This window comes from Roseospira marina (genome assembly GCF_014197855.1).
In the GTDB taxonomy this organism is placed as follows: domain Bacteria; phylum Pseudomonadota; class Alphaproteobacteria; order Rhodospirillales; family Rhodospirillaceae; genus Rhodospira; species Rhodospira marina.
The window spans coordinates 13,927-35,358 of sequence record NZ_JACIGJ010000017.1; the positions used below are offsets into that span (position 1 = coordinate 13,927).

The window sequence follows — 21,432 nt, forward strand, 5'->3', positions numbered from 1 at the left end:
CCGTGTTTGTCTACAGTAAATCCCGAGCAATCTGGAACGGATTGCGACGACGATTTGCGTAAGAGTCAATAGTTTAGAGCGTTTGCATCATCCAGATACCGTGCAACACCCGGCTGAACGATGACGGCCGCGTCTGGCTGACCACGGCCGTCGTATCGGGTATATCGGACGGCACGGCGTGTCGGTCCTGACGGCCGACATCGCGCCGCATGTGCGGCGCGCCTCCCATGCGCGGCCGATCCGCCCCCCCCTTGGAAGCCCACCATGACGGATACCCTTTTGCTGCTTATCGCGGCCCTGATCGTTGGCCTGTCCAAGGGTGGCCTGGCCTCGGCGGCCGCCATTGCCGTGCCGATGCTGGCCCTGTTCATGAACCCCGTGAAAGCGGCCGCAACGCTGCTGCCCGTGTACATCGTGACGGACTGGATCGGGGTGTGGCTCTACCGGAAGAGCTATTCGGCCCGGAACCTTAAGATCCTCATCCCGTCCATGCTGTTCGGTGTGGCGATCGCCACCGTGATCACACCCTATACGTCGGAAGCGGTGCTGCTGCTGATCACGGGCGGGATCGGCCTGTGGTACTGCGCCAACGTCTGGCTGAGACGGACGCCATCCGAAAAGACCGAAGCCCGCGTGCTACCCGGCCTCTTCTGGGGATCGCTCACGGGAGTGACGAGTTTCATCACCCATTCCGGCGCGCCACCGTCCCAGGCCTTCCTGTTGCCGCAACGGCTGCCGAAGCTGGAGTTCGCGGGCACGGTCGCCATCGCGTTTGCGGTCGGCAATCTGGTGAAGCTGCCGGCCTACTATGTGATCGGACAGCTCAATGGCCTGAACTGGGGCCTGATCGCCGGACTGGCGGCGACGGGGATCGGCGGCACCGTGTTCGGCCGTTGGCTGACCGGAAAGCTGTCCGAGGCGCTCTATATGCGCACCATCCAGATCATGCTCTTCATTCTCTCCTGCCTTCTTCTGGCGCGCGGCGGAAGCGAGGCCTTCGGCTGAACCCTGCCTCTTCACGAATCACAGAGCCCCCTCGGGTCACAAAACAAACCCCGCCGAATGACGACGGGGTTTGTCTTCGGGTCTCACCGCGGGTCCCCTCGGACCACGGCCCGTCACGACGACGAGCCGGGTCCGCATGGGGCGGTGTGCCGCAGGGTCACACTGCGCTTACAGGCCGGATTCTTCGAAGATCGGAACGCGCTTTTCGATCACGGTTTTCAGGTGCTCTTCGGTCGCCGCGGAGTCCATGAACACGGGGCTCAGGTTGTTGCGGGCGATGTAATCCTGCTGCCAGCGGTCGGTCTCGGCCACCTTTCCCAGCAGGTCCTCGTAGTACGCGACCGCGTCGTCATCCATCTCCGGCGGGCCGAGGACCACGCGGGTCTCGGCAGCGACGACATCCGGATAGCCCAGTTCGGTGAAGGTCGGGGTATCACCGAACATCGGCGAGTCCATCCGCTCGGCCGAGAAGGAGGCCAGGGGCACCACGGTGCCGGCTGCGATCTGACCGCGCGCCTCGCCCGGATTGAAGATGCCGACATCGACATGGCCGCCGAGCAGCGCCGACATAACCTCGCCGGAGCCGCCGAACTGCACGTACTTGAAGTTGGTTTCAGCGTACTTGTTCAGCAACAAATAGGCGAGGTGGTCGCTGTTCGCCTTCTGGGACGACCCGAAGGTGATGTCGCCACTCTTGGCGGCTTCAATGGCGGCCTCGGCGTTCTCGAACCGGTCCGTCAGGGCGCAGAGGAAGAAGTCATCGTTCGCCATGATGGCGATCGGGGTCATGTCGGCGCCCTTGATGTCCCAATCGAGCGCGTAGGAGCTGATGATCTGACCGATGGCGATCGTGATCAGCATGTCGTTGTTGCCGGTCTGGGTCGTGGCATAGGCCAGCGCCACCGCGCCCGAGCCGCCGGGCCGGTTGGTGACCACGTAGTTGGTGTCCTCGGCCAGGTTCTCGCTGCGGATCACGTCGGCGAGCGTGCGGGCGAACAGGTCGCTGCCGCCGCCGGCGCTGGACGGAACGATCACATCCACGTCCTGGTCCGGTTCGAAAGCGAGGGCCGGGCTGACCAGGGACGCGGCAAGGCCCAGGGTCGCGAGACATGTCAGGGTGCGTTTCATTGTTTCCTCCGGAAAGTGACGTTGCGGTTGGTGGGCGCGGCCTCCGATCGACCGCGCCAGGGTTCACCCCCTCTGACCGAGGGCGCGGACCGCCTTGATCATCATCGGAACCAGACAGATGGCGACGATGACGAGAAGGAAGCTCAGGGCAATGGGGCTCTTGTAGAAAATGCTGATCTGGCCGCCGGAAATCTCGAACGCGGCGCGCATGGACCGCTCCAGGATCGGGGCCAGAACGAAGGCGAGAAGAAGCGGTGCCGTCGGGTATTTGTATTGAACAAGGAAATAGCCGACCACACCCGATGCCAGCATCACGCCGATATCGAACGCACTGTTGTTCACGCTGAACGCACCCACCACACAGACAACGGTAATGATGGGCGCGATGATCCGCACCGGAATCTGAAGAATCTTGGTGAGGAACGGAATAATCGAGACCGCGACGATGAGGCACATGATGTTGCCCACGTACATCGACGCGATGAGGCCCCAGGAGAATTCCGGCTGTTCCGTGAACAGCAGCGGGCCGGGCGTCAGCCCCCACATCATCAGGCCGCCCAACAGCACCGCCGTGGTGCCGCCGCCCGGGATGCCGAGGGAGAGCAAGGGCGCGAACGCACCGGCGGCGGCGGCGTTGTTGCCGGCCTCGGGAGCGGCGACACCCTCGATGACGCCCTCACCCATGGCGGCGCCGTTGCCGCCGGTCCGCTTTTCAAAGATGTAGCACAGGAAGGCGGCCATGGTCGCCCCAGCGCCGGGCAGCACGCCGATGATGGTTCCCAGCAAGCCGGATTTCGTCGCGACCGGGACCACACGAAAGAACTCCTGGCGGGTCAGCAGGCTGTCGCGCAGCCGAATTTTCTGCTGCGCCATCGGCACCGCATCCGCTTGCGGGGCGTCGGTGTCCTTGGCCTGCGCCGCGTCGCGCTTTTTCCGGCGCTCGTCGGTCATCAGGATCATGACCTGCGAAAAGCCGAACATACCGATGACCAGGGGAACGAAGCTGATCCCGCTCAGCAATTCCGGGAAGCCGAAGGCAAACCGCGACATGCCGCGCGCCATGTCGACCCCGACCACGGCCAGCATCAGGCCGAGGCAGGTCGCCAGGCCGCCCTTGGTGGGGTTCTCGCCCAGCAGCCAGCCGATGGACGTGAAGGCCATCAGGATGATCGCCGTCATTTCGGCCGGGCCGAACCGCAAGCCCAAGGCCGCCAGCAGCGGTCCCATGATGGTGATGATGATGATGCCGATGGTCCCGCCGATCGACGAGGCCAGGATCGCCGTGAACAGGGCCTTGCCGGCCCGGCCGTTCCGCGTCATCCGGTGGCCGTCCAGGGCGGTCATGACGGCCGGCGAATCCCCCGGGATGTTGAGCAGAATCCCGCTGAACGAGCCGCCGTACATGTTGGCGTAGTAGATCGCCGCCAGCATGATGATGGCCGCCGTGGGATCGAGCTTGAAGGTCAGCGGCAGCAGCAGGGCGATGCCGGCGAGCGAGCCGATGCCCGGCATCGCGCCCACGATCAGGCCCATGATGGCGCCCGCGAAGGCGAACATCAGGTTATAGGGCGTCAACGCGACATCGAAGCCGTTGAGCAGGTGGGTAAGGGTCTCTTCCATCGGTCCGCCCCCCTAAACGCCGAACAAACCGGTGGGGAACGGAACGTTCAGCCACAGCCGGAAAATCCCGTACACCACCAGCATCGGCCAAAATGTGATGAACAGGGACGTCAACGGCCGGTAGCGCTCCAGCAGCCAAAGCCACAGGAACAGCATCACGGCCAGGGCGGGCAGCAGGCCGACCAACATGGAGAGCGTGAACGCCGCGCCCACCATGCCAAGAGGAATGAAGGCTGCGGGAGGGATCGCCTGGGCCGTGGTGTCCGGCTTCACCAGCAGGATCACGGCAAACAGCGCGGCGAGGGACGAGGCGAAGACCGGCATGAAACCACCGCCGGGTCCGTCGTTATACCACACGCCGTAATCGAAGACGCCTTTGTAGAACCAAAAGACACTCATAAGAAGAACGAGAATGGGTATGGCGCGCCGGCTCATAATAGGTCCTCCCGGGCTCTGTGCCCGCTGTACAATCGGCTTTTCTTATTGGCCTTGATGGCCCTTGGTCTTGTTTCGTCGCACTGCGCTCATGCGGCAGCACACGCCGAGGGCGTTTTCGGTCGCCCGGGTGTTCACCGTACCCGTTCCCGCCTTGTCGAAGGCCGTGCCGTGGGCCGGGGTGCAGATCGGCACCGGAAAACCGCCGGCGACCGTGACCCCTTCGCTAAAATTCTTGGTCTTCAGGGCGATCTGTCCCTGGTCGTGGTACAGGGTCACCACCATGTCGAACTCGCCAGAAAACGCGCGGGTGAACGCGGTATCGGCGGGAAGCGGTCCGCGCACGTCAATGCCCCGGGCCGCGGCGGCCTCGACCGCCGGAGCGATGACGTCGATTTCCTCCCGCCCGCACTTGCCGTTCTCGCCGGCATGCGGGTTGAGCGCGGCGACGCCAAGCCGCGGGGCGTCAAACCCGGCCTGCGTCAGGACGTCGTGGCCAAACGCAATGGTCTGCTCGATGCGGTCCTGGGTGAGGGCGTCGCTGACGTCCTTCAGCGGGATGTGGCTGGTGACGCGGGTCGTCCAGAGGTTGCCGAGAATGTTGATCTCGCCGTGATGTTCCGTCTCCATGAGCGAGGCGAACAGGGCCTCCTCGCTTTCGAACGTGAAGCCGCCCAAGTACAGCGCCTGCTTGTGGATCGGCGCGTACAGGATCCCGTCGATCTGATTCGCGAGGGCCAGTTTGATGGCCGTCGTCAGGGTCTCGCCGACCGCGCGGCCGCAGTCCGCGCTCACCTCACCAAGCGCGAACGTCGCCGGGTCCAGGTTCTTCAGGTCGAGAACCGGCAGGCTTCCATCCTCCCAGCGCGCCTCCGCCGGTGCGGCGATGATCGCCGTCGGCACGGTGACACCGGCATACGTCTGGGCCTTGGCGAACACCCGGGCATCCCCGATCAGGATCGGCCGGCAGGTCTCGGTCAGAGTGCCGGCGGCCGCCAGCTTGGCGATGACTTCCGGTCCGCATCCGGACGCATCGCCCAGGAGAATGCCGACAATGGGGCTGTCCTCGTTCGTCTTCTGCATCACTGACACTCTTTGACTGAGGGAAATCGGTCGCGGGACAGGGGGCACACGCCCCCCGCTCCGTCCGGCGACGGGGGGCTTCGATCGGGGAAAACAGTCCGGACCCGCATAGCATCGCGCCTCTTCTAGAGCCTTTTGCGTGATATCTGGATCATGCAAAAGGCTCTATTATATTGATAATTAAGCAAATCGTCGTCGCGATCTGGTCCAGATCGCTCGGGATTTGCTCTAGTCCGCCAGGATGACGTCGACGTTCCTGGCCCGAATGGCATCAATCACGCTGGCCGACAAACCCCGGTCGCTGATCACGGCATCGAGGAGATCCAGCGGAATGGCGTTGAGCGGCGCTACGATGCCGTATTTCGAGGAGTCGCAGACCAGGATGCTGCGCGCGGCCGACTGCACGACGGCCTTCTTCACCGGCACCTTGGTTTCCGCGGGGGTCGACAGTCCGTTGATGGTCCACGACGAGGCGGACACGAACGCAATGTCGAAGTTGAAGCGTCGGATCGCCTCGGCGGCGCCCTCGCCGACACAGGACTGGTTCTCGCGCTCGACCAAGCCGCCCGTGTGATAGAGCTGGCACAGCGCGTTCCGCATCAGGAAGGACGCCACCTCGAAATCATTGGTGACCGCGATCAGGTCACGGCGTTCGGTGAGGTTGCGCGCGATTTGAAGGCTGGTGGTGCCGGCGTCGAGGTACAGGACGGCGTTCTCCGGCACCAGGGAGGCCGCGACGCGGCCGATGCGCGCCTTCTCGTCCTGGCGAATGCCGGCCTTCACGACGTGCGACGGCTCCAACGCCAGGCGCTCCGGAAGCCGGACGCCACCGGACACCGACATGACCCGGCCCGCCTGCTCCAGGTGCTGGATGTCACGGCGCACGGTCATACGGGAGACGTCGAGCTGACTCGCCAATTCGGCGATGCTCATCACCCCGCGGTTGGCCAGATGGGACAGAATGAAATGCTGTCGTTCCGCCGGGATCATCGTGGTCGTTCCTCCCGGGGCGCGGCGGGATCCGCACGCGCCCATCCTCCACTCACACCGCGTATTTTTTTGGTGGGCTTCTTGGCCCGGGCGCGGTGCCCTTTCAAAGTCGCGCGTCGTCTCGCGCGGGGTATGGGCCCACCGGATCCGGTTCACAGGAGGCCGGTCCGTAACGCGCATCGTCCGGTGGGCGGCGGACGATGCGAGGAGTCAGGGCCTCAGTTCGGCGATCTCGGCGTCCGTCAGGTACCGGATCCGCTCGCCGCGCAGCAGGAAGGCCAGCTTGGCCGTCTCCTCCAGCTCCTCGGCGTTGTCGACCGCCTGCTCCAGCGTATCGCCCAGCACCACCGGCCCGTGGGACGCCAGCAGGAAGGCACGGGCGTCCGTCTTGCGGGCCAACGCCTCCAGGTCCTCGCCGATGCGCGGGTCGCCCGGCCGGTAATAGGGCACGACCGGCAGGCTGCCGGCCCGCATGACGTAGTAGGGCGTGAAGGGCCGCAGGGCGTTCTCGTAATCCAGGTCCTGCCGACAGGCCAAAGCCGTCAGATAGGTCGAATGCAGGTGCACGATGGCCCCGGTCTTCGGGCGCGCCCGGTAAAGGCTCAGGTGGAACGGCAGCTCCTTCGACGGCTTTGCGCCCGTCAGAAGCGCGCCGTCGGCGTCCACCTCCGAAATGTCGTCCGGCCCCATCCGACCGAAGTTGCCGCCGGTTGGGGTGATCAGAATGCGATCCTTGGCGGTGCGCACCGAGATGTTGCCCGCACCGCCCGCCACCAGGCCGCGGTCGAACAGAGAACAGCCCAACGCGCACATGCGTTCGCGATACGCCCCAATACTCATGAACCGCCCCCCTGACACGCGAAGAAAAACCGCTCCTGGCCGAAGTTGCCGGACTTAAGGGCCATGGCATACGGCTTGTTGACGGCCCGCACCCACGGCACGCCGGGCGCGATGGTCGGCCCGATATGGAACGCGCTGACGCCGAGCGCCTGGACCACCGCCCCGGAGGTCTCGCCACCGGCCACGACGAAGCGGGTGAATCCGGCCGCCGCCAGCTTGGCCGCCAGGGCCGCGAACGTGGCCTCGATGGCCGCGCTGGCCGCCGGACCAAAGGTCCGTTGGATCTCGTCCAAGGCCTGCGGAGCGCGGGTCGCATACACCAAGGGCGCCCATGGCGCGGCCCGGTTCTCCAGCACCCAAGCCGCCAGGACATCGACATAGTCCGGATCACTCAGGCAGCGACTGACGTCGACCGCAAGGGCCGGCGCCTCGGCCGCGTAGGCCGCAACCTGACAGTTGGTCATCGTTGAGCACGACCCGGCGATCACGACCGTCTCGGTGCCAACCGGCGCGCCCGCGTCACTGGCCCGTGCCGGGTCGGCCAGCCGGGTGCGCCACGCCCGCGCCAACCCCGCGCCCAGGCCCGACCCGCCGGTTACCAGCGGCATGTCGGCCACGGCCTGTCCCAGCGTATCCAGGTGCGCGTCCGTCCGGGCATCGAGAACGGCATAGCGATGTCCGGCCGCGCGCTGGGCCTCAAGGGCTTCGCGCACGGCGTCCGGCCCCCGGTCCACGACCTCGCCCGTCACCACACCGCAGGATCCGCGCGCCTGGGCCGCCATCAGCCGCGCCAGATGGCTGTCGGTCATCGGGTTGACCGGGTGGTACCGCATGCCCGACTCGGCCAGCGGCACGTCGCCGACGAACAGCTCGCCATTGTGGACCGTGCGTCCATTGACGGGCAGCGCGGGACACAGAACCGTGAAGTCGGCGCCGAGGGCATCCAGCAATGCATCCGCGACGGGACCGATGTTGCCCGCAGCCGTGCTGTCGAAGGTCGAGCAGTATTTCTGGAAGATCAGAGGGCAGTCGCGCGCCTGCAGCCACTCCAGCGCCGCCAGCGAGTCCGCCACGGCTTCCGAGGCCGGGCAGGAGCGGGACTTGAGGCTAATGACGACCGCCTCGGCGTCCACGGCCATGTCGGCGGGCGGCACGCCGATGGTCTGGATGGTGCGCACCCCCTCCGCCACGAGGAACCCGGCGATGTCGGTCGCCCCGGTGAAATCGTCCGCGATCACGCCGATCAGCATCGCCTCCTCCCCAAGACAGGTGCAGCGAATAGGGTCATCGAACTATCACACTTCGGATCGGAAGACGACAGAAATTCACACATCGTCACATTTCTGATCAGACCAGCGCACCCGACGCCCGTACTTCCCCCATGCTCCCGGCCCTCTCACCCTCAAACCCGCGCGGGCCGAGGCCCGGTTGGGGCGCTTTTGGGCTTGCCAAGCGCGCCCCAACCGGGCTAGTCCGTGCGCATGCGTTTCATTCTCAATAGAAACGCCGCACACGATATGAGCCCCATGGATCGGACAGGGAGTGTTTCATGATGGTTTCCAAGCGAGTCGTTCTCGCCGCCGGCGTGGTCGCCGCGTCTCTCGCGGGCCCGACAGCAGCCTGGGCCGCGGACGAGGTGAATATCTATTCGTATCGGCAGCCCTTCCTGATCCAGCCGATGCTTGACAGCTTCACCGCAGAGACCGGGATCGAGACCAACGTGGTCTACACCGACCAGGGGCTGGTGGAGCGACTGAAGGCCGAGGGCATGAACAGTCCGGCCGACGTCGTGTTGACCGTCGACATCAAGCGCCTGACCGAATTGGCCGAGGCGGATGTGGTTCAGCCCGTCTCGTCGCCGGTGCTCGACGAGAACATCCCCGCCGCATACCGCCATCCGGAGGGGCTGTGGTTCGGCCTGACCACGCGCGCGCGGGCGATCTACGCCTCCAAGGAGCGGGTTCCCGAAGGCACGATCACCCGCTACGACGATCTGACCGATCCCGAATGGAAGGGCAAGGTCTGTACGCGCCCCGGCGATCACGTCTACAATATCGGCCTGATCTCGGCGATGATCGCGCATGACGGCGTCGAAGACACCCGCGTCTGGCTCGAGGGGCTCAAGGCCAATCTGGCCCGAAAGCCCGGCGGCAATGACCGCGCCCAGGTCAAGGCGATCAAGGAAGGCCTCTGCGATCTGGCCCTGGCCAACACCTATTACATGGGCGCCATGCTCAACGATCCCGAGCAGCGGGCGTGGGCCGAGAGCGCTTACATGATCTTCCCGGACCTGTCGGGCCACGGCACCCACGTCAACGTCAGCGGCATGGCCATGACCCAGAGCGCACCGAACACGGACAACGCCCTGAAGCTCATGGAATTCCTGTCCGGCGACGAGGCCCAGGCCCTTTACGCCGAGGTCAATCACGAGTTCCCCGTAAAGCCAGGCGTGCCGCGCAGCGACCTGGTGGCCTCCTGGGGAGAGTTCGAGGTCGATTCGATCAACCTAGCCGAGGTCGCCGCCCACGCCTCGGAGGCGCTGATGCTGGTGAACGAGGTCAACTACAACGAAGGCCCCTAAGCCAACCGCGGCGGCCTGACCGCGGCGGGTCGATGCGACGTCCGTCCCACCGCGTCCCGAACCCGTGCGACGGCGCGGCGCACCTCGAACCGGGGTCCGGTGTCCGGGGGCGCCGCGCGCTTTTGTTCGATCGCCACGATTGTTCGATCACCACAGTGCCGGCTCCGCCCCTGGTTTCGGAAGGGACGAAGGACGTTCATGACCGAGAAGACCGTCCGTGCCATGCCGCCCGACGGTCCCGTCCTGCGACGGGGCTGGCCCCGCCCCTCGTTCTGGACCCGCCCCTCGTTCTGGACCCGCCCCTCGTTCTGGACTCTGGGCGCCGCCCTGGCCGCCCTGATCGTGGCCACGCCTACCATCGCCGTCGTCGTCATGGCCCTGACGCCGGGCGACGCCAACATCTGGCCCCATCTGGCCAGCACCATCCTGCCCACCTACATCCGCAACACCCTGCTGCTGCTGCTCGGCGTGGGCTTGGGCACCTTCCTGATCGGGACCGGCACGGCCTGGCTGGTGACGATGTTCCGCTTCCCCGGGCGGCGCCTGTTCGAATGGGCTCTGCTGGTACCCCTGGCCGTTCCGGCGTTCATCATCGCCTTCACCTACACCGAGCTGCTGGAGTACGCCGGCCCCGTGCAGGCGGCCCTGCGCGCCCTGTTCGGCTGGTCCAGCCCCCGCGACTACTGGTTCCCGGAGATCCGCAGCCTGGGCGGGGCGGTGTCGATGATGACCCTGGTGCTGTACCCGTATGTCTACCTGCTGGCCCGCTCGGCCTTCCTGGAACAGTCCCTGTGCACCCTGGAGGTCAGCCGCACCCTCGGTTGCACACCCTGGGCGGCGTTCCGCCGGGTCGCCCTGCCGTTGGCCCGCCCCTCCATCGCCGTGGGCTTGGCCCTGGTGCTTATGGAAACGCTCAACGACTACGGAACCGTGAAGCTGTTCGGCGTCCAGACGCTGACCAACGGCCTGTACAATGTGTGGCTGATCATGGGCAACCGATCCGGGGCGGCGCAGGTGGCCTGCGTGCTCCTGCTTTTCATCATCGGGTTGATCGTGCTGGAGCGTCAGGCGCGGTTCCGGCGCGCGTATCAGAACACCGGCACGCGCATGCGCCCCGTGGAGGGCCGGCCGCTGTCCGGCTGGCGTGGCTGGGGGGCGACCCTGGCCTGCGCCCTGCCCATCACCCTGGGCTTCCTGGTTCCGGCCAGCGTGCTGCTGCGCAACGCCATCCCCCGCTTTTCCGAAAGCGGAACGGCCGATGTCTTGGCGTTCGCCGGAAACAGCCTGACGCTGTCGGCCACCGCCGCCGTGGTGGCCGTGGCCATCGGGGTGTTCATGGCCTATGCCTCGCGCCTGGGCACGGGCACCGGGTTGAAGTGGTGCGTGCGCATCGCCAGCCTGGGCTACGCCATTCCCGGCACGGTCCTCGCGATCGGCATCCTCGCACCCTTCGGCGCCGTGGACACCGCGGTGGACGCCTTTTTCCGCGCCACGTTCGGGGTCTCGACCGGGCTGCTGCTCTCGGGCACCCTCTTCGCCCTGGTGTTCGCCTATGTCGTGCGGTTCCTGGCGCTGGCCTATGGCACGGTCGAGGCGGGCCTGGGCCGGGTGCGCCCGACGGTGGACATGGCCGCCCGCACCCTGGGCTGCACCCCGGGGCGGGTGCTTTGGCGGGTCCACCTGCCCATCATGCGGGGCAGCCTGTTGACGGCGGCCCTGCTGGTCTTTGTGGACGGCATGAAGGAGCTGCCCGCCACCCTGCTGCTGCGGCCCTTCAACTTCGACACCCTGGCCACCCATGTCTTCCAGTTCGCGTCGAGTGAACAGATCGAGCAGGCCGCCCTGGGGGCGCTGGCCATCGTCGCCGCCGGCCTTCTCCCCGTGATCGTGCTCAGCCGCTCCATCGCCCGCGCGCGCCAATGGGCCCCCTCCCCGGCCGCCGCGTCGGTCGACCGAGAGGCGAGGGTTGCGCCCCGATCCCCATTCCGGTCCCAAACCCAGGAGTCCGCCGCGTGACCCGTCCCCCGCAGGAGCGGACCCCTCCCGCCCTGGAGATGCGCGCCATCACCCATGGGTACGGATCCCGGCCGGTGGTCCGCGACGTCTCCCTGGTGCTGCCGCCGGGGCAGTTGATGTGCCTGCTCGGCCCCTCGGGCTGCGGCAAGACCACCACCCTACGCATCGCCGCGGGGTTGGAGCATCCCTGGACCGGCGAGATTCGCATGGGCGGCGAGACCGTGGCCATGGGCGCCGAGGCCTTGCCGCCGGAGCGCCGGCACATCGGCTTCCTGTTCCAGGACTTCGCGCTGTTCCCCCATCTGACCGTGGCCGACAACGTGGGCTTCGGGATCACCCACCGCCGTCGGGCCGAGCGACGCCAGCGCGTGCGGGCGGCCCTGGACATGGTCGGCATGGCCGAGCATGCCAAGGTGTATCCCCACACCCTGTCCGGCGGTCAGCAGCAGCGCGTAGCCTTGGCCCGGGCCCTGGCGCCGGAGCCCCGGCTGATGCTGTTGGACGAGCCGTTCTCCGGCCTGGACGCCCGCCTGCGCCACCAGATCCGCGCCGAGACCTTCGACGTCCTGCGCGCCAACGGCGTGGCGGCGGTGATGGTCACCCACGACCCGGAAGAGGCCATGTATATGGCCGACCGCATTGTGCTGATGGATCAGGGGCGGATCGTGCAGACGGGCGATCCGGCGACGCTGTACCACCAGCCCGCCTGCCCCTTCGCGGCGCGCTTTTTCGGCGAGATCAATGAGCTGCCCGCCCGGGTCCGCCACGGGGTGGCCGAGACGCCGTTGGGTACCCTGCCGGCGCCGCCCCGGGCCGGCCATCGGGATGCCCCCAGGAACGCCCTCGCGATGATCCGCCCCGAGGCCTTTGTCCTGGAGACGGCGCCCCAAGGGGACCAACCTCGGGCCCGAATCACGGCCATCCGTCACCTGGGCCGCTTCCATGACGTCACCCTGGTGATCGCGGACGGGGCGACCGGCACCCACCTGCACGCCCATATCGCCGACATGCCGCCGATACCCCTGGGCGCGGAGGTCGGGATCGGCCTGAAACCCGCCGGGGTCTTCATCTTCCCGGCGGACGAACGCGGCAAGGCCGCCGTCCTATCGCCGGAGCCTGGATCGGTATCGTCTGTGCATCCCGCCCTATGACGGAAGTGCCGCCCATCAACTGTGGGCCGGCCGGGTGCGTATCGGGCCTGTCGGCTCACCGCCGTCGAACCCAAGGCGCGGTGTCCGCCGGGGCGAGCGGCGCAGGCGGCGACGCTGTTCCGCGTGGCGCACCCAGGGCGACGGCCGGACCCGCAGGGTCTGAATCAGGTCCTCCAGAGCATGCGCGATGCTCCAGCCCGCGCACCGCACGATCGGGTGGACGCCCTGATGGCTGAGGCGCGCGTGCGCCGACTCGCCCACGTCGCTCGCGAACACCAGCGCGCACCCCCGTAGCGCCTTGAGTTTGGGCGGCAGCTTGCCCTCGTCCCCATCCGCACGGAGGGCGCCTTTGAACCGCACGGTGCGCAGGTAGGTGTGCCCCTCGGCCGACACCTCGTAGATCAGAAAATGCTGCGCCCATCCAAAGTGCGCGTCGATGTGCGTCAGGTTCTGGGTTGCAAAGGCGATCATCATGGTGGTGCCTCGCTGCTCACCGCACGTCCGGATGCCCCGAATCCCCGGCAGGCCGCGTTGAGGGGCCTTGGGGAAACGGCCTCAATACACCGTTATGGTTCCCATCTATATAACGGTAGCTGTATCCGGCATCTTGGGTCAAGGGACCACGGGTTTGCGACGGCGTTCACCCGCCCGGAACACCGGGGCCACCCGGTGGGAGCATGCGCGCGAGCAAGGGCACCGCGACCAGTCCCGTCAGCACCAGCAGCGGCAGGCCGGGCCGCCAGTAGTCGCCGAACCGGTAGCCGCCCGGCCCCATGATGATGGTGTTGTTGTGGTGCCCGAAGGGGGTGAGGAAGTCGGCCGAGGCTCCGATGGCCACCGCGATCAGGAACGGATCCACGGGCAGTCCGGCCTGCGTGGCCAGGCTCACCACCACCGGCGCCAGCACCAGAACTGTGGCCACGTTGTTGAGCACCGGCGTCACCAGCGCCGTGAAGGCGAAGGTCATCGCCAGCAGGGCCGTGGGACCGGCGCCATGCGCCAGCCCCAGCGCCGTTTCGGCCAGCGCGCGGGCGGCGCCGGTCTCGGCCAGCGCCTCGCTCAGGGGCACCAGAGCGGCGAGCAGCACGATCACCGACCAGTCGACACGCCGATAGACATCGCGCACCGGCAGCACGCCCGCCAGCACCATGGCCAGAATGGCCCCGGTAAAGGCGATCTCCGCCGGCACCACCCCAGCGGCGGCGACCAAAAGTCCCACGCCGAACAGGGCCAGGGTCACGCGCGGGCGGCGGCGCTCCAACGCGATGCCGCGCGCCGCCAGCGGCAGACAGGCCAGATCGTCCACCGCCTGCTCGATCAGCGCGCGCGGGCCGTGCAGCAGCAGCACATCCCCCACGGCCAGGGTCAGGTCCTCCAGCCGCCCCTCGTAGCGGCGCCCATTGCGCGCCACCGCCACCACGGCGATGCCCCAGCGGTCGGCGGCTTCCAGGCTCGCCAGGGCACTGCCCAGGACCACGGCGCCGGGCGGCACGACGGCTTCCAGGAGGACGAACGCATCGTCGCCGTCGCCCGTCCCCTCACCTCCCCCACGCACCGCCCCCAAGGTTACCGCGCCCGCCCCCGTCAAACGCTCGATGGTGGCGAGGTCCGCTTCCGCGCACAGGACGTCCCCGGCCTCCAGGCGAATGGCCTCGCGGCGCGCGAACACCCAGGCGCCCTCCCGCAACACGCCATGGATGGTCAGGCCGGCCGCCGTCTCGACGGCGTGGAGGCCCTGCCCGGCCAGGGGGCCCGGCGCCACGGTCAGTTCACACTGGTAGCGGCCCACCTCGAAGGGGGCGCGGCCCGCTACGGGGCGCCGCTGGGGGACCAGCCGCCACCCCGCGAGCGACAGCCAGGCGACGCCGACCAGCGCCACCGGCACGGCCACCGGCGCGAACGACAGCAGCGAGAAGGGTGCGCCCACGGTCTCGGCGCGAATCTGGGCGATCAGCATATTCGGCGGCGTGCCGATCAGGGTGGTCATGCCGCCCAGCAGCGCGGCAAAGGACACCGGCATCAGCACGAGGGACGGCGGCAGGCCGCGCCGCGCCGCCACGGCCAGGGCCACCGGCATCATCAGGGCCAGGGCGCCGACGTTGTTCATCAGGGTTGAGGCCGCCGCCGTCGTGCCACACAGCACCGCGACGAGGCTGACGGGCCCCGTTCGGAACCGGCCAACCCGTTCGGCAAAGGGGTCCAGCGTTCCGGTCGCCACCATCGTGCGGCCCAGGACGAGGATGGCGGCCACGGTGACCACGGCCGGGTTGGACAGGCCGGTGAACGCACCCTCCATCGGCACCAGTCCCAACGCGACGCCGGTCAGCAAAGCGGCCACCGCCACCACATCGTAACGCCAGCGGTGCAGGGCCAGCGCCACCAACGTCGCGAGCAGAAGGCCGATGATGAGGATCTGATCGTGGGTCATGGTCGGATCGGGCGGCGGACGGCGGGACGGGACGGCGGTTCAGGGGGTGGGCTCAGGACGGAAACACATGGCAGTGGGTCAGCCGGACCTGGATGGGCTGGCCCGGCCGCACGGCGGTCCAATGCGCGTCAGACATGGGAATATCCAGTTCCAGCCGTGTGTCCAGCCCCGGTACCGCCATGTCCACCCGCAGAAGGCCGGGGGCGACGCGCACCGCCTCGGCGATGCCGCACAGCCCAGGCCCCGTGTCGTCGGTGGTCAGCGCCACATCGTGCGGGCGCGCATACATCACCGTCGGCCCATCCGCGACCCGAAGCCCGTCGGCGACCGGTCGCGTGGCGCCGTTGAGGAACGCGGCGCCGTCGCGCACCTGCACCGGCAGCCCATTGCACGCCCCCATGAACCCGCACACGAAGGCGCTGGCCGGGGTGAGATAGACCTCGGACGGTCGCCCCACCTGCTCCACGCGGCCCGCGTTGATGATGGCGACGCGATCCGATAGCTCCAGGGCTTCCTCCTGGTCGTGGGTCACGAACACGGTGGTGTGCCCGGTGTGGTCGTGCAGGTCACGCAGCCAGCGGCGCAGATCCTTGCGCACCTTGGCGTCGAGGGCGCCGAAGGGCTCGTCCAGCAACAGCACCGTCGGTTCCACCGCCAAGGCGCGCGCCAGGGCCACCCGCTGACGCTGGCCGCCCGACAACTGGGTGGGGTAGCGGTGTTCGAGCCCCTGCAGCTGCACCAAGGCCAACAGCTCCTCCGACCGGCGGCGGATTTCGGGGCGGCTCGGGCGCCGCGCGCGGGGCCGTGCCGCCAGGCCGAAGCCGACATTCTGGGCCACCGTCATGTGACGGAACAGGGCGTAATGCTGGAAGACGAAGCCGACGTTGCGCTCCTGCACGGAGCGATGGGCGGCATCCGTGCCGTTGAACAGCAGGCGGCCGCTGTCCGGCGTCTCCAATCCGGCGATGATGCGCAGCAGCGTGGTCTTGCCCGACCCGGAGGGGCCCAGCAACGCCAGAAGCTCGCCCGAGGTCACGGAGAGGCTGAGCCCATTCAGGGCGGCGGCATGACCGTCGAAGGCTTTGCGGATGTCGTGGACCTGGATATCCATGCGGTCGCGTGCTCCCTAACGCTGGGGCTGGGCGTCGTGCCGGACCCAAGACGCGCCTCCAGGGCGGTCTTCAGGACCAGGGTCACGAGCGCCAGCACCGCCAGCAGCGAGGCCACGGCAAAGGCGGCCGGGAAGTTGTATTCGTTGTAGAGAATCTCGACGTGCAAGGGCACGGTGTTGGTCAGGCCGCGAATATGGCCGGAGACGACCGACACGGCCCCGAACTCCCCCATGGCGCGGGCGTTGCACAGAAGAACGCCGTACAGCAGGCCCCAGCGGATGTTGGGCAGCGTCACCGTGCGGAAGGTGTGCCAGCCGCTGGCGCCCAGGCTGAGCGCGGCCTCTTCGTCCGAGGCGCCCTGGTCCTGCATCAGCGGGATCAGCTCGCGCGCCACGAACGGCAGCGTCACGAACAGGGTCGCCAGCACGATCCCCGGCACCGCGAACAGGATCTCGATGCCCTGCGCCTTCAGCCAGGGGCCGAGCACACCACCGCCCCCAAACAGCAGCACGTACACCAGACCCGAGATCACCGGGGAGACGGAGAACGGCAGGTCGATCAGGGTGATCAGCACCGCCTTGCCCGGAAACTCGAACTTGGCGATGGCCCAGGCCGCCGCCACGCCGAACACGACGTTGAGCGGCACGGCGATCGCCGCCACCAGCAGGGTCAGGCGCAACGCGGCCAGGGCGTCCGGTTCCGTGATGGCCGCGATCCACGCGCCCGGCCCCAGGCGGAACGCCTCGATGAACACCGCCACCAGCGGCAGCAGCAGGAACAGGCCCAGGAAGGCCAGCGCCGTTCCAATCAGCAGCGCGCGCGTCAAAGGCGGCTCGCCGATGGGAGAAGGGGGATGGCGTGGTGCGCTATCCATGGCCGAACCTCCGCCGGCTCCAGCCCTGAATCAGGTTGATGAGCAGCAGCAGCCCGAAGGACAGCATCAGCATGACCGCGCCGATGGCGGTGGCGGCGGCCGTGTTGAACTCCTCCAGGCGAATAACGATCAGGAGCGGCGCGATCTCGGAGACGAAGGGGATGTTGCCGGCGATGAAGATCACCGAGCCGTACTCTCCCACCCCCCGCGCAAAAGCCAGGGCGAAGCCGGTCAGCAACGCCGGGGCCAGCGCCGGCAGGATCACCGACCGGAGGGTGCGCGCCCGGCTGGCGCCCAGGGTGGCGGCGGCCTCCTCCACTTCGCGGTCGAGGTCCTGCAACACCGGTTGGACGGTGCGCACCACGAACGGCAGGCCGACGAAGACCAGGGCGACCACGATGCCCACCGGGGTATAGGCGACGGTCAGGCCCAGGTCGGCCAGCGGTTGCCCGATCCAGCCGTTGGGGGCGTACAGGGCGGCCAGGGCAATGCCGGCGACGGCCGTGGGCAGCGCGAACGGCAGATCCACGGCGGCATCCAGAAGGCGCCGGCCGGGAAAGCGGTAGCGCACCAGCACCCAGGCTACGAGGGTGCCAAAGATGGCGTTCACGATCGCCGCGATCAGCGCCGTGCCAAAGCTGATCCGCAGGGCCTGCACCGTGCGCGGCGCCAGGGCGAGCGACCAGAAGTTCTCCCATCCCAACGTCGCGGAATGCCATGCTAGCCCCGACAGCGGGACGAACACGATCAGCGTCAGATAGGTCAGGGTAAAGCCCAGCGTCAGACCGAACCCGGGCAGGACGCTGGGCGCACGGACCCGCCAACGGCGCGCGGCGATGGCAGCGGGGGGCATCCTAGTGGCCCGCGCCCGTGATCTGGTCGAACACGCCGCCGTCGGCGAAGTGGATCGCCTGGGCCGCCGCCCAGCTTCCGAAGCGGTCGGCGATGCGCACCCGCGTCACCTCAGGGAACGGGGCGAGGTCGGCCGCCGGCACACGATCCGGCCGGGCCGGGCGGTAGAAGTGTCGCGCCGCCAGCGTTTGTCCTGTTTCTGAGTAGAGATACTCAAGATAGGCCGTGGCCAGGGCCGTGGTGCCCCGACGCTCCGTGTTTCCGGTCACCACCGTCACCGGCGGCTCCGCCCGTACGCTGACACTGGGCACCACGATATCGAACTGGTCCGCGCCCATCTTCTGGCGCGACAGGAACGCCTCGTTCTCCCAGGCCAGCAGCACGTCGCCGATGCCGCGCTGGGTGAAGGTGATGGTGGAGCCGCGCGCCCCCGTGTCGAGCACCGGCACGTTGCGGTACAGCCGCGCCATGAAGTCACGCACCCGGGTTTCGTCCCCCGGGTAGGTATCCTCGGCGTAGATCCAGGCCGCCAGATAGTTCCAGCGGGCCCCGCCCGAGGTCTTGGGATTCGGGGTCACGACCTGCACGTCGTCGCGCAACAGATCGTCCCAGTCGTTGATATCCTTTGGGTTTCCCTTGCGCACCAGGAAGACGATGGTGGAGGTGTAGGGTGCGCTGGCGTCCGGCAAGCGGTCCTGCCAGTCGGCCGGGATTGCGCCGGTGGCCTCCGCGATTCGATCGATGTCCACCGAAATGGCGAGCGTCACGACGTCCGCGTCGAGGCCGTCGATGACCGAGCGGGCCTGCTTGCCGGAGCCCCCGTGCGACATCCGGATGGTCACGGGGGCGCCGCCCTCCGCCGTCCAATGCTCGGTGAATGCTGCGTTGAAATCCTTATAGAACTCCCGGGTCGGATCGTACGAGACGTTCAGAAGGGTGTCGTTTGCCCGTGCACTCGGCGTCATCAGCAGGCCGGTGATCAGGGCGAGGGCCAGAAGGCCGCGGGGCTTCGAAGAGGTCATCGCGAACGGTCCCATCTTGACGATGTCGACCCTTATTTCCTATTAAGTCGGTAGAGATTGTCAATAATGTTGTGTGCGTGGACCAACCCTGGCTCCCACAGCGGCACCGACCCCGGCCCCTCACGATGCGACTTGACCCACCGGCTCCGGGCGGCGAAGACCGGGGACAGCCCTCCCGAGAGCGGATCGCCCGCATGATTTCCCAGAAAGCCAAATATGCCCTGCGTGCGCTGCTCGCCCTGGCCGAAGCCGGGGTCGGGCAATCGATGCAGATTTCGGACATCGCCGACGGGCAGCGGATTCCCCGCAAGTTCCTGGAGCAGATTCTGCTCGACCTGAAGCATCGCGGCTTGCTGTCCAGCCGGCGCGGCAAGAACGGCGGCTACGCTTTGCTGCGGGCGCCCGATCTGATCACCGTGGGGGAGGTGTTGCGCCTGATCGACGGTCCTTTGGCCCCGCTGCCCTGCCTGAGCCGCATGGCCTATCGCCGCTGCGAGGACTGCGACGGCGAGGACGATTGCCGGATCCGGCGGGTGTTCGCCGAGGCGCATCGGGCCAACACGGCCGTGCTGGACGCCACCACCCTGGCCGACATGAGCGGCGGATCGGCGCATCACCGAATCTTGGGTGCCGGCTGACGTTCTGGAACACCCCGGCGAGGGTATCGCGACGAGACACCCGCCAGCGCCACGTTAAACAGAGGCGGGACAGAGGCAGTCGGACCGGCCCCGTTGGCCCATCCAGCCGTTGTACGGGCGTGGCCGCTGTGACGATACCACCAACCCCGCATCCCCGCGGCGGCGGCCCCGGCGGTCGAGCCGCCGACGCACGATATTGCGGCGCTGCGCCGCCTGGCGATGGGGCTAGCGCTGACCCTGCCGGACGAGGCGGATCGCGCCTTGACGGAATTGCCGCTGGCGGTCAGCACGGTTCAGGCCGAGACTCCAGCGTGGAGAAGGTGACGTATCATGCCCTCTGATACCCGCGATGGCGCTCGGTGGACCGGCAACGGGCCGGTGGTCCTGGTGACCGGCGGCGCCGGCTTCGTCGGCAGCCACACATGCAAGGCCCTGGCCGGCGCCGGGTTCCGTCCGGTGGTGTACGATAACCTGTCCAACGGCGCACGCCAGGCCGTGCAGTGGGGGCCCCTGGAGGTCGGCGATCTGGACGACGCGGAGCGTCTGGCGGCCGTGGTGGCGGCCTACGCGCCGAAGGGCGTGCTGCACTTCGCGGGACGGATCGAGGCCGGGGCGTCCGTGACGGATCCGGCGGCGTTCTATGACGCCAACGTCGCCGCGACGCTGACGCTGCTGCGGGTCATGCGGGCGGCGGGCCTGGATGCGATTGTGTTTTCCTCGACCGCGGCGGTGTACGGCGATCCCGACGTGCTGCCGATCCCGGAAACCCACCCACTCCACCCTGTTAACCCGTACGGCCGCACCAAGCGCATGGCCGAGGAGATTCTGGCCGACCTGCACACGGCCGAGGGCCTGCGGTACGCGGCCTTGCGGTACTTCAACGCTGCGGGGGCCGACCCCGACGGGGACCTGTGGGAGACGCACCAGCCGGAAACCCACCTCATCCCGCTGACCGTCCAGGCGGCGCTGGGCCTTCGCCCGGAGATCGCCGTGTTCGGCACCGACTACGACACGCCGGATGGCACCTGCGTGCGCGACTATGTCCATGTCGCCGACCTGGCCCAGGCGCATGTTCTCGCGCTGGGGCGCCTGTTGGGGGGCGGGGCGCCGCTCGTCGCCAACCTGGGCACCGGCCGAGGGCATTCGGTGCGCGAGGTGGTCGCGACCGTGGAGCGCGTGACCGGGCGCCCCGTCCCGACCCGGATCGCGCCCCGCCGCCCTGGAGACCCGCCCACACTGGTCGCGGCCCCGGACACGGCGATAGCGGAGCTTGGTTGGCGACCGATCCACGCCGCACTGGAGGCGCAGGTCCGCGATAGTGTGCGGGGCGAGCGACGTCGCGCGGGACTCCAGGCCCCGGACGATGGCGGCCCCCTTTCGGCCTCCGGCAGCGCCCCACCCTGAAACCACGGTGATACGCGCGAGTGTCACCCTTCTCGTGCCGGCTCCCTCCGTCGGACTTGACACTGGCGCGATGCGCCCGCGGCAGCCTGTTCGTGCCCCGGCCTCTTTTCTATCCAGGGCGGCATACTTGGTCGCCTTGTTAACCCTTGGTGTGCGAGACTCCGTGTCTCCGGGACCGGCCCCGCGGCTGCGGCCCTCGGTCTCACGGCGCCCGGGTCTCAACCCAGTCGTGGCGATCCTAGTGGCGATCCTC

At 68.0% G+C, this 21,432-nt stretch carries 20 protein-coding genes; 6 read left to right on the plus strand and 14 right to left on the minus strand.

All coding sequences use genetic code 11. The annotated features are described in order from the left end of the window. Positions 1–73: 73 nt before the first annotated feature. A complete protein-coding gene (locus GGD82_RS17220) occupies positions 74–211 on the minus strand; it encodes a hypothetical protein (RefSeq protein ID WP_184013310.1) in 138 nt (45 codons plus the stop codon). A gap of 53 nt (positions 212–264) precedes the next feature. Between GGD82_RS17220 and GGD82_RS17225 the strand changes: the two genes are divergently transcribed. Further along, positions 265–1,005, plus strand: a complete 741-nt coding sequence (locus tag GGD82_RS17225; protein ID WP_150063640.1) for a sulfite exporter TauE/SafE family protein — start codon at positions 265–267, stop codon at positions 1,003–1,005. 168 nt (positions 1,006–1,173) lie between these two features. On the opposite strand, the gene GGD82_RS17230 is transcribed toward GGD82_RS17225, so the two are convergent. From GGD82_RS17230 to otnK, 7 genes are all read right to left on the minus strand, one after another. Continuing rightward, complete coding sequence (locus GGD82_RS17230; protein ID WP_150063639.1) at positions 1,174–2,133, minus strand: Bug family tripartite tricarboxylate transporter substrate binding protein; 960 nt, start codon at positions 2,131–2,133, stop codon at positions 1,174–1,176. Between the two features lie 63 nt (positions 2,134–2,196). Then, a complete protein-coding gene (locus GGD82_RS17235; protein WP_150063638.1) occupies positions 2,197–3,753 on the minus strand; it encodes a tripartite tricarboxylate transporter permease in 1,557 nt (518 codons plus the stop codon). 12 nt (positions 3,754–3,765) lie between these two features. Continuing rightward, positions 3,766–4,188 carry a tripartite tricarboxylate transporter TctB family protein gene (locus GGD82_RS17240; protein ID WP_150063637.1) on the minus strand — a complete coding sequence of 141 codons (423 nt, stop codon included), beginning with the start codon at positions 4,186–4,188 and terminating at the stop codon, positions 3,766–3,768. Between the two features lie 45 nt (positions 4,189–4,233). Continuing rightward, entirely contained in the window at positions 4,234–5,271 is a 1,038-nt protein-coding gene (locus tag GGD82_RS17245) for a PdxA family dehydrogenase (RefSeq protein ID WP_150063636.1), read from the minus strand. A gap of 228 nt (positions 5,272–5,499) precedes the next feature. After that, positions 5,500–6,261 (minus strand): DeoR/GlpR family DNA-binding transcription regulator, encoded by a 762-nt coding sequence (locus GGD82_RS17250; protein WP_150063635.1) that lies wholly within the window; start codon positions 6,259–6,261, stop codon positions 5,500–5,502. A 210-nt stretch (positions 6,262–6,471) separates the two neighbouring features. Continuing rightward, entirely contained in the window at positions 6,472–7,101 is a 630-nt protein-coding gene (gene otnC, locus GGD82_RS17255; RefSeq protein WP_150063634.1) for a 3-oxo-tetronate 4-phosphate decarboxylase, read from the minus strand. Next, complete coding sequence (gene otnK, locus GGD82_RS17260; protein WP_150063633.1) at positions 7,098–8,351, minus strand: 3-oxo-tetronate kinase; 1,254 nt, start codon at positions 8,349–8,351, stop codon at positions 7,098–7,100. Before otnK ends, otnC begins: the two co-directional genes overlap by 4 nt. Positions 8,352–8,650: 299 nt before the next feature. Here otnK and GGD82_RS17265 point away from each other — a divergent pair, with 299 nt between their 5' ends. From GGD82_RS17265 to GGD82_RS17275, 3 genes are all read left to right on the plus strand, one after another. Next, positions 8,651–9,682, plus strand: coding sequence for a Fe(3+) ABC transporter substrate-binding protein (locus GGD82_RS17265; RefSeq protein WP_311731980.1), 1,032 nt, complete (start codon positions 8,651–8,653; stop codon positions 9,680–9,682). A gap of 198 nt (positions 9,683–9,880) precedes the next feature. Further along, positions 9,881–11,698: an ABC transporter permease gene (locus GGD82_RS17270; RefSeq protein WP_246163986.1), complete on the plus strand. Its 1,818-nt coding sequence runs from the start codon at positions 9,881–9,883 to the stop codon at positions 11,696–11,698. After that, positions 11,695–12,849: an ABC transporter ATP-binding protein gene (locus tag GGD82_RS17275; RefSeq protein WP_246163985.1), complete on the plus strand. Its 1,155-nt coding sequence runs from the start codon at positions 11,695–11,697 to the stop codon at positions 12,847–12,849. The genes GGD82_RS17270 and GGD82_RS17275 overlap by 4 nt, the downstream gene beginning before the upstream one ends. 15 nt (positions 12,850–12,864) lie before the next feature. Here GGD82_RS17275 and GGD82_RS17280 read toward each other — a convergent pair whose 3' ends face one another. The 6 genes from GGD82_RS17280 to GGD82_RS17305 form a co-directional block, all read right to left on the minus strand. Beyond that, positions 12,865–13,323, minus strand: coding sequence for a NifB/NifX family molybdenum-iron cluster-binding protein (locus GGD82_RS17280; protein ID WP_150063632.1), 459 nt, complete (start codon positions 13,321–13,323; stop codon positions 12,865–12,867). Positions 13,324–13,489: 166 nt separating this feature from the next. After that, entirely contained in the window at positions 13,490–15,277 is a 1,788-nt protein-coding gene (locus GGD82_RS17285) for an SLC13 family permease (protein ID WP_150063631.1), read from the minus strand. A gap of 52 nt (positions 15,278–15,329) precedes the next feature. After that, positions 15,330–16,388 carry a sulfate/molybdate ABC transporter ATP-binding protein gene (locus GGD82_RS17290; RefSeq protein ID WP_150063630.1) on the minus strand — a complete coding sequence of 353 codons (1,059 nt, stop codon included), beginning with the start codon at positions 16,386–16,388 and terminating at the stop codon, positions 15,330–15,332. Then, a complete protein-coding gene (cysW, locus tag GGD82_RS17295) occupies positions 16,331–17,263 on the minus strand; it encodes a sulfate ABC transporter permease subunit CysW (RefSeq protein ID WP_150063629.1) in 933 nt (310 codons plus the stop codon). The genes GGD82_RS17290 and cysW overlap by 58 nt, the downstream gene beginning before the upstream one ends. Beyond that, a complete protein-coding gene (gene cysT, locus GGD82_RS17300; protein WP_150063628.1) occupies positions 17,256–18,116 on the minus strand; it encodes a sulfate ABC transporter permease subunit CysT in 861 nt (286 codons plus the stop codon). Before cysT ends, cysW begins: the two co-directional genes overlap by 8 nt. Before the next feature lies 1 nt (position 18,117). Beyond that, on the minus strand, positions 18,118–19,137 hold the full coding sequence (locus GGD82_RS17305) for a sulfate ABC transporter substrate-binding protein (protein WP_150063627.1): 1,020 nt from the start codon (positions 19,135–19,137) through the stop codon (positions 18,118–18,120). A 194-nt stretch (positions 19,138–19,331) separates the two neighbouring features. Here GGD82_RS17305 and GGD82_RS17310 point away from each other — a divergent pair, with 194 nt between their 5' ends. Together GGD82_RS17310 and galE are read left to right on the plus strand one after the other, a co-directional pair. Beyond that, positions 19,332–19,775: an RrF2 family transcriptional regulator gene (locus GGD82_RS17310; protein WP_150063626.1), complete on the plus strand. Its 444-nt coding sequence runs from the start codon at positions 19,332–19,334 to the stop codon at positions 19,773–19,775. Between the two features lie 330 nt (positions 19,776–20,105). Further along, positions 20,106–21,179, plus strand: coding sequence for a UDP-glucose 4-epimerase GalE (gene galE / locus GGD82_RS17315; protein ID WP_150063625.1), 1,074 nt, complete (start codon positions 20,106–20,108; stop codon positions 21,177–21,179). Positions 21,180–21,432 lie beyond the last annotated feature (253 nt).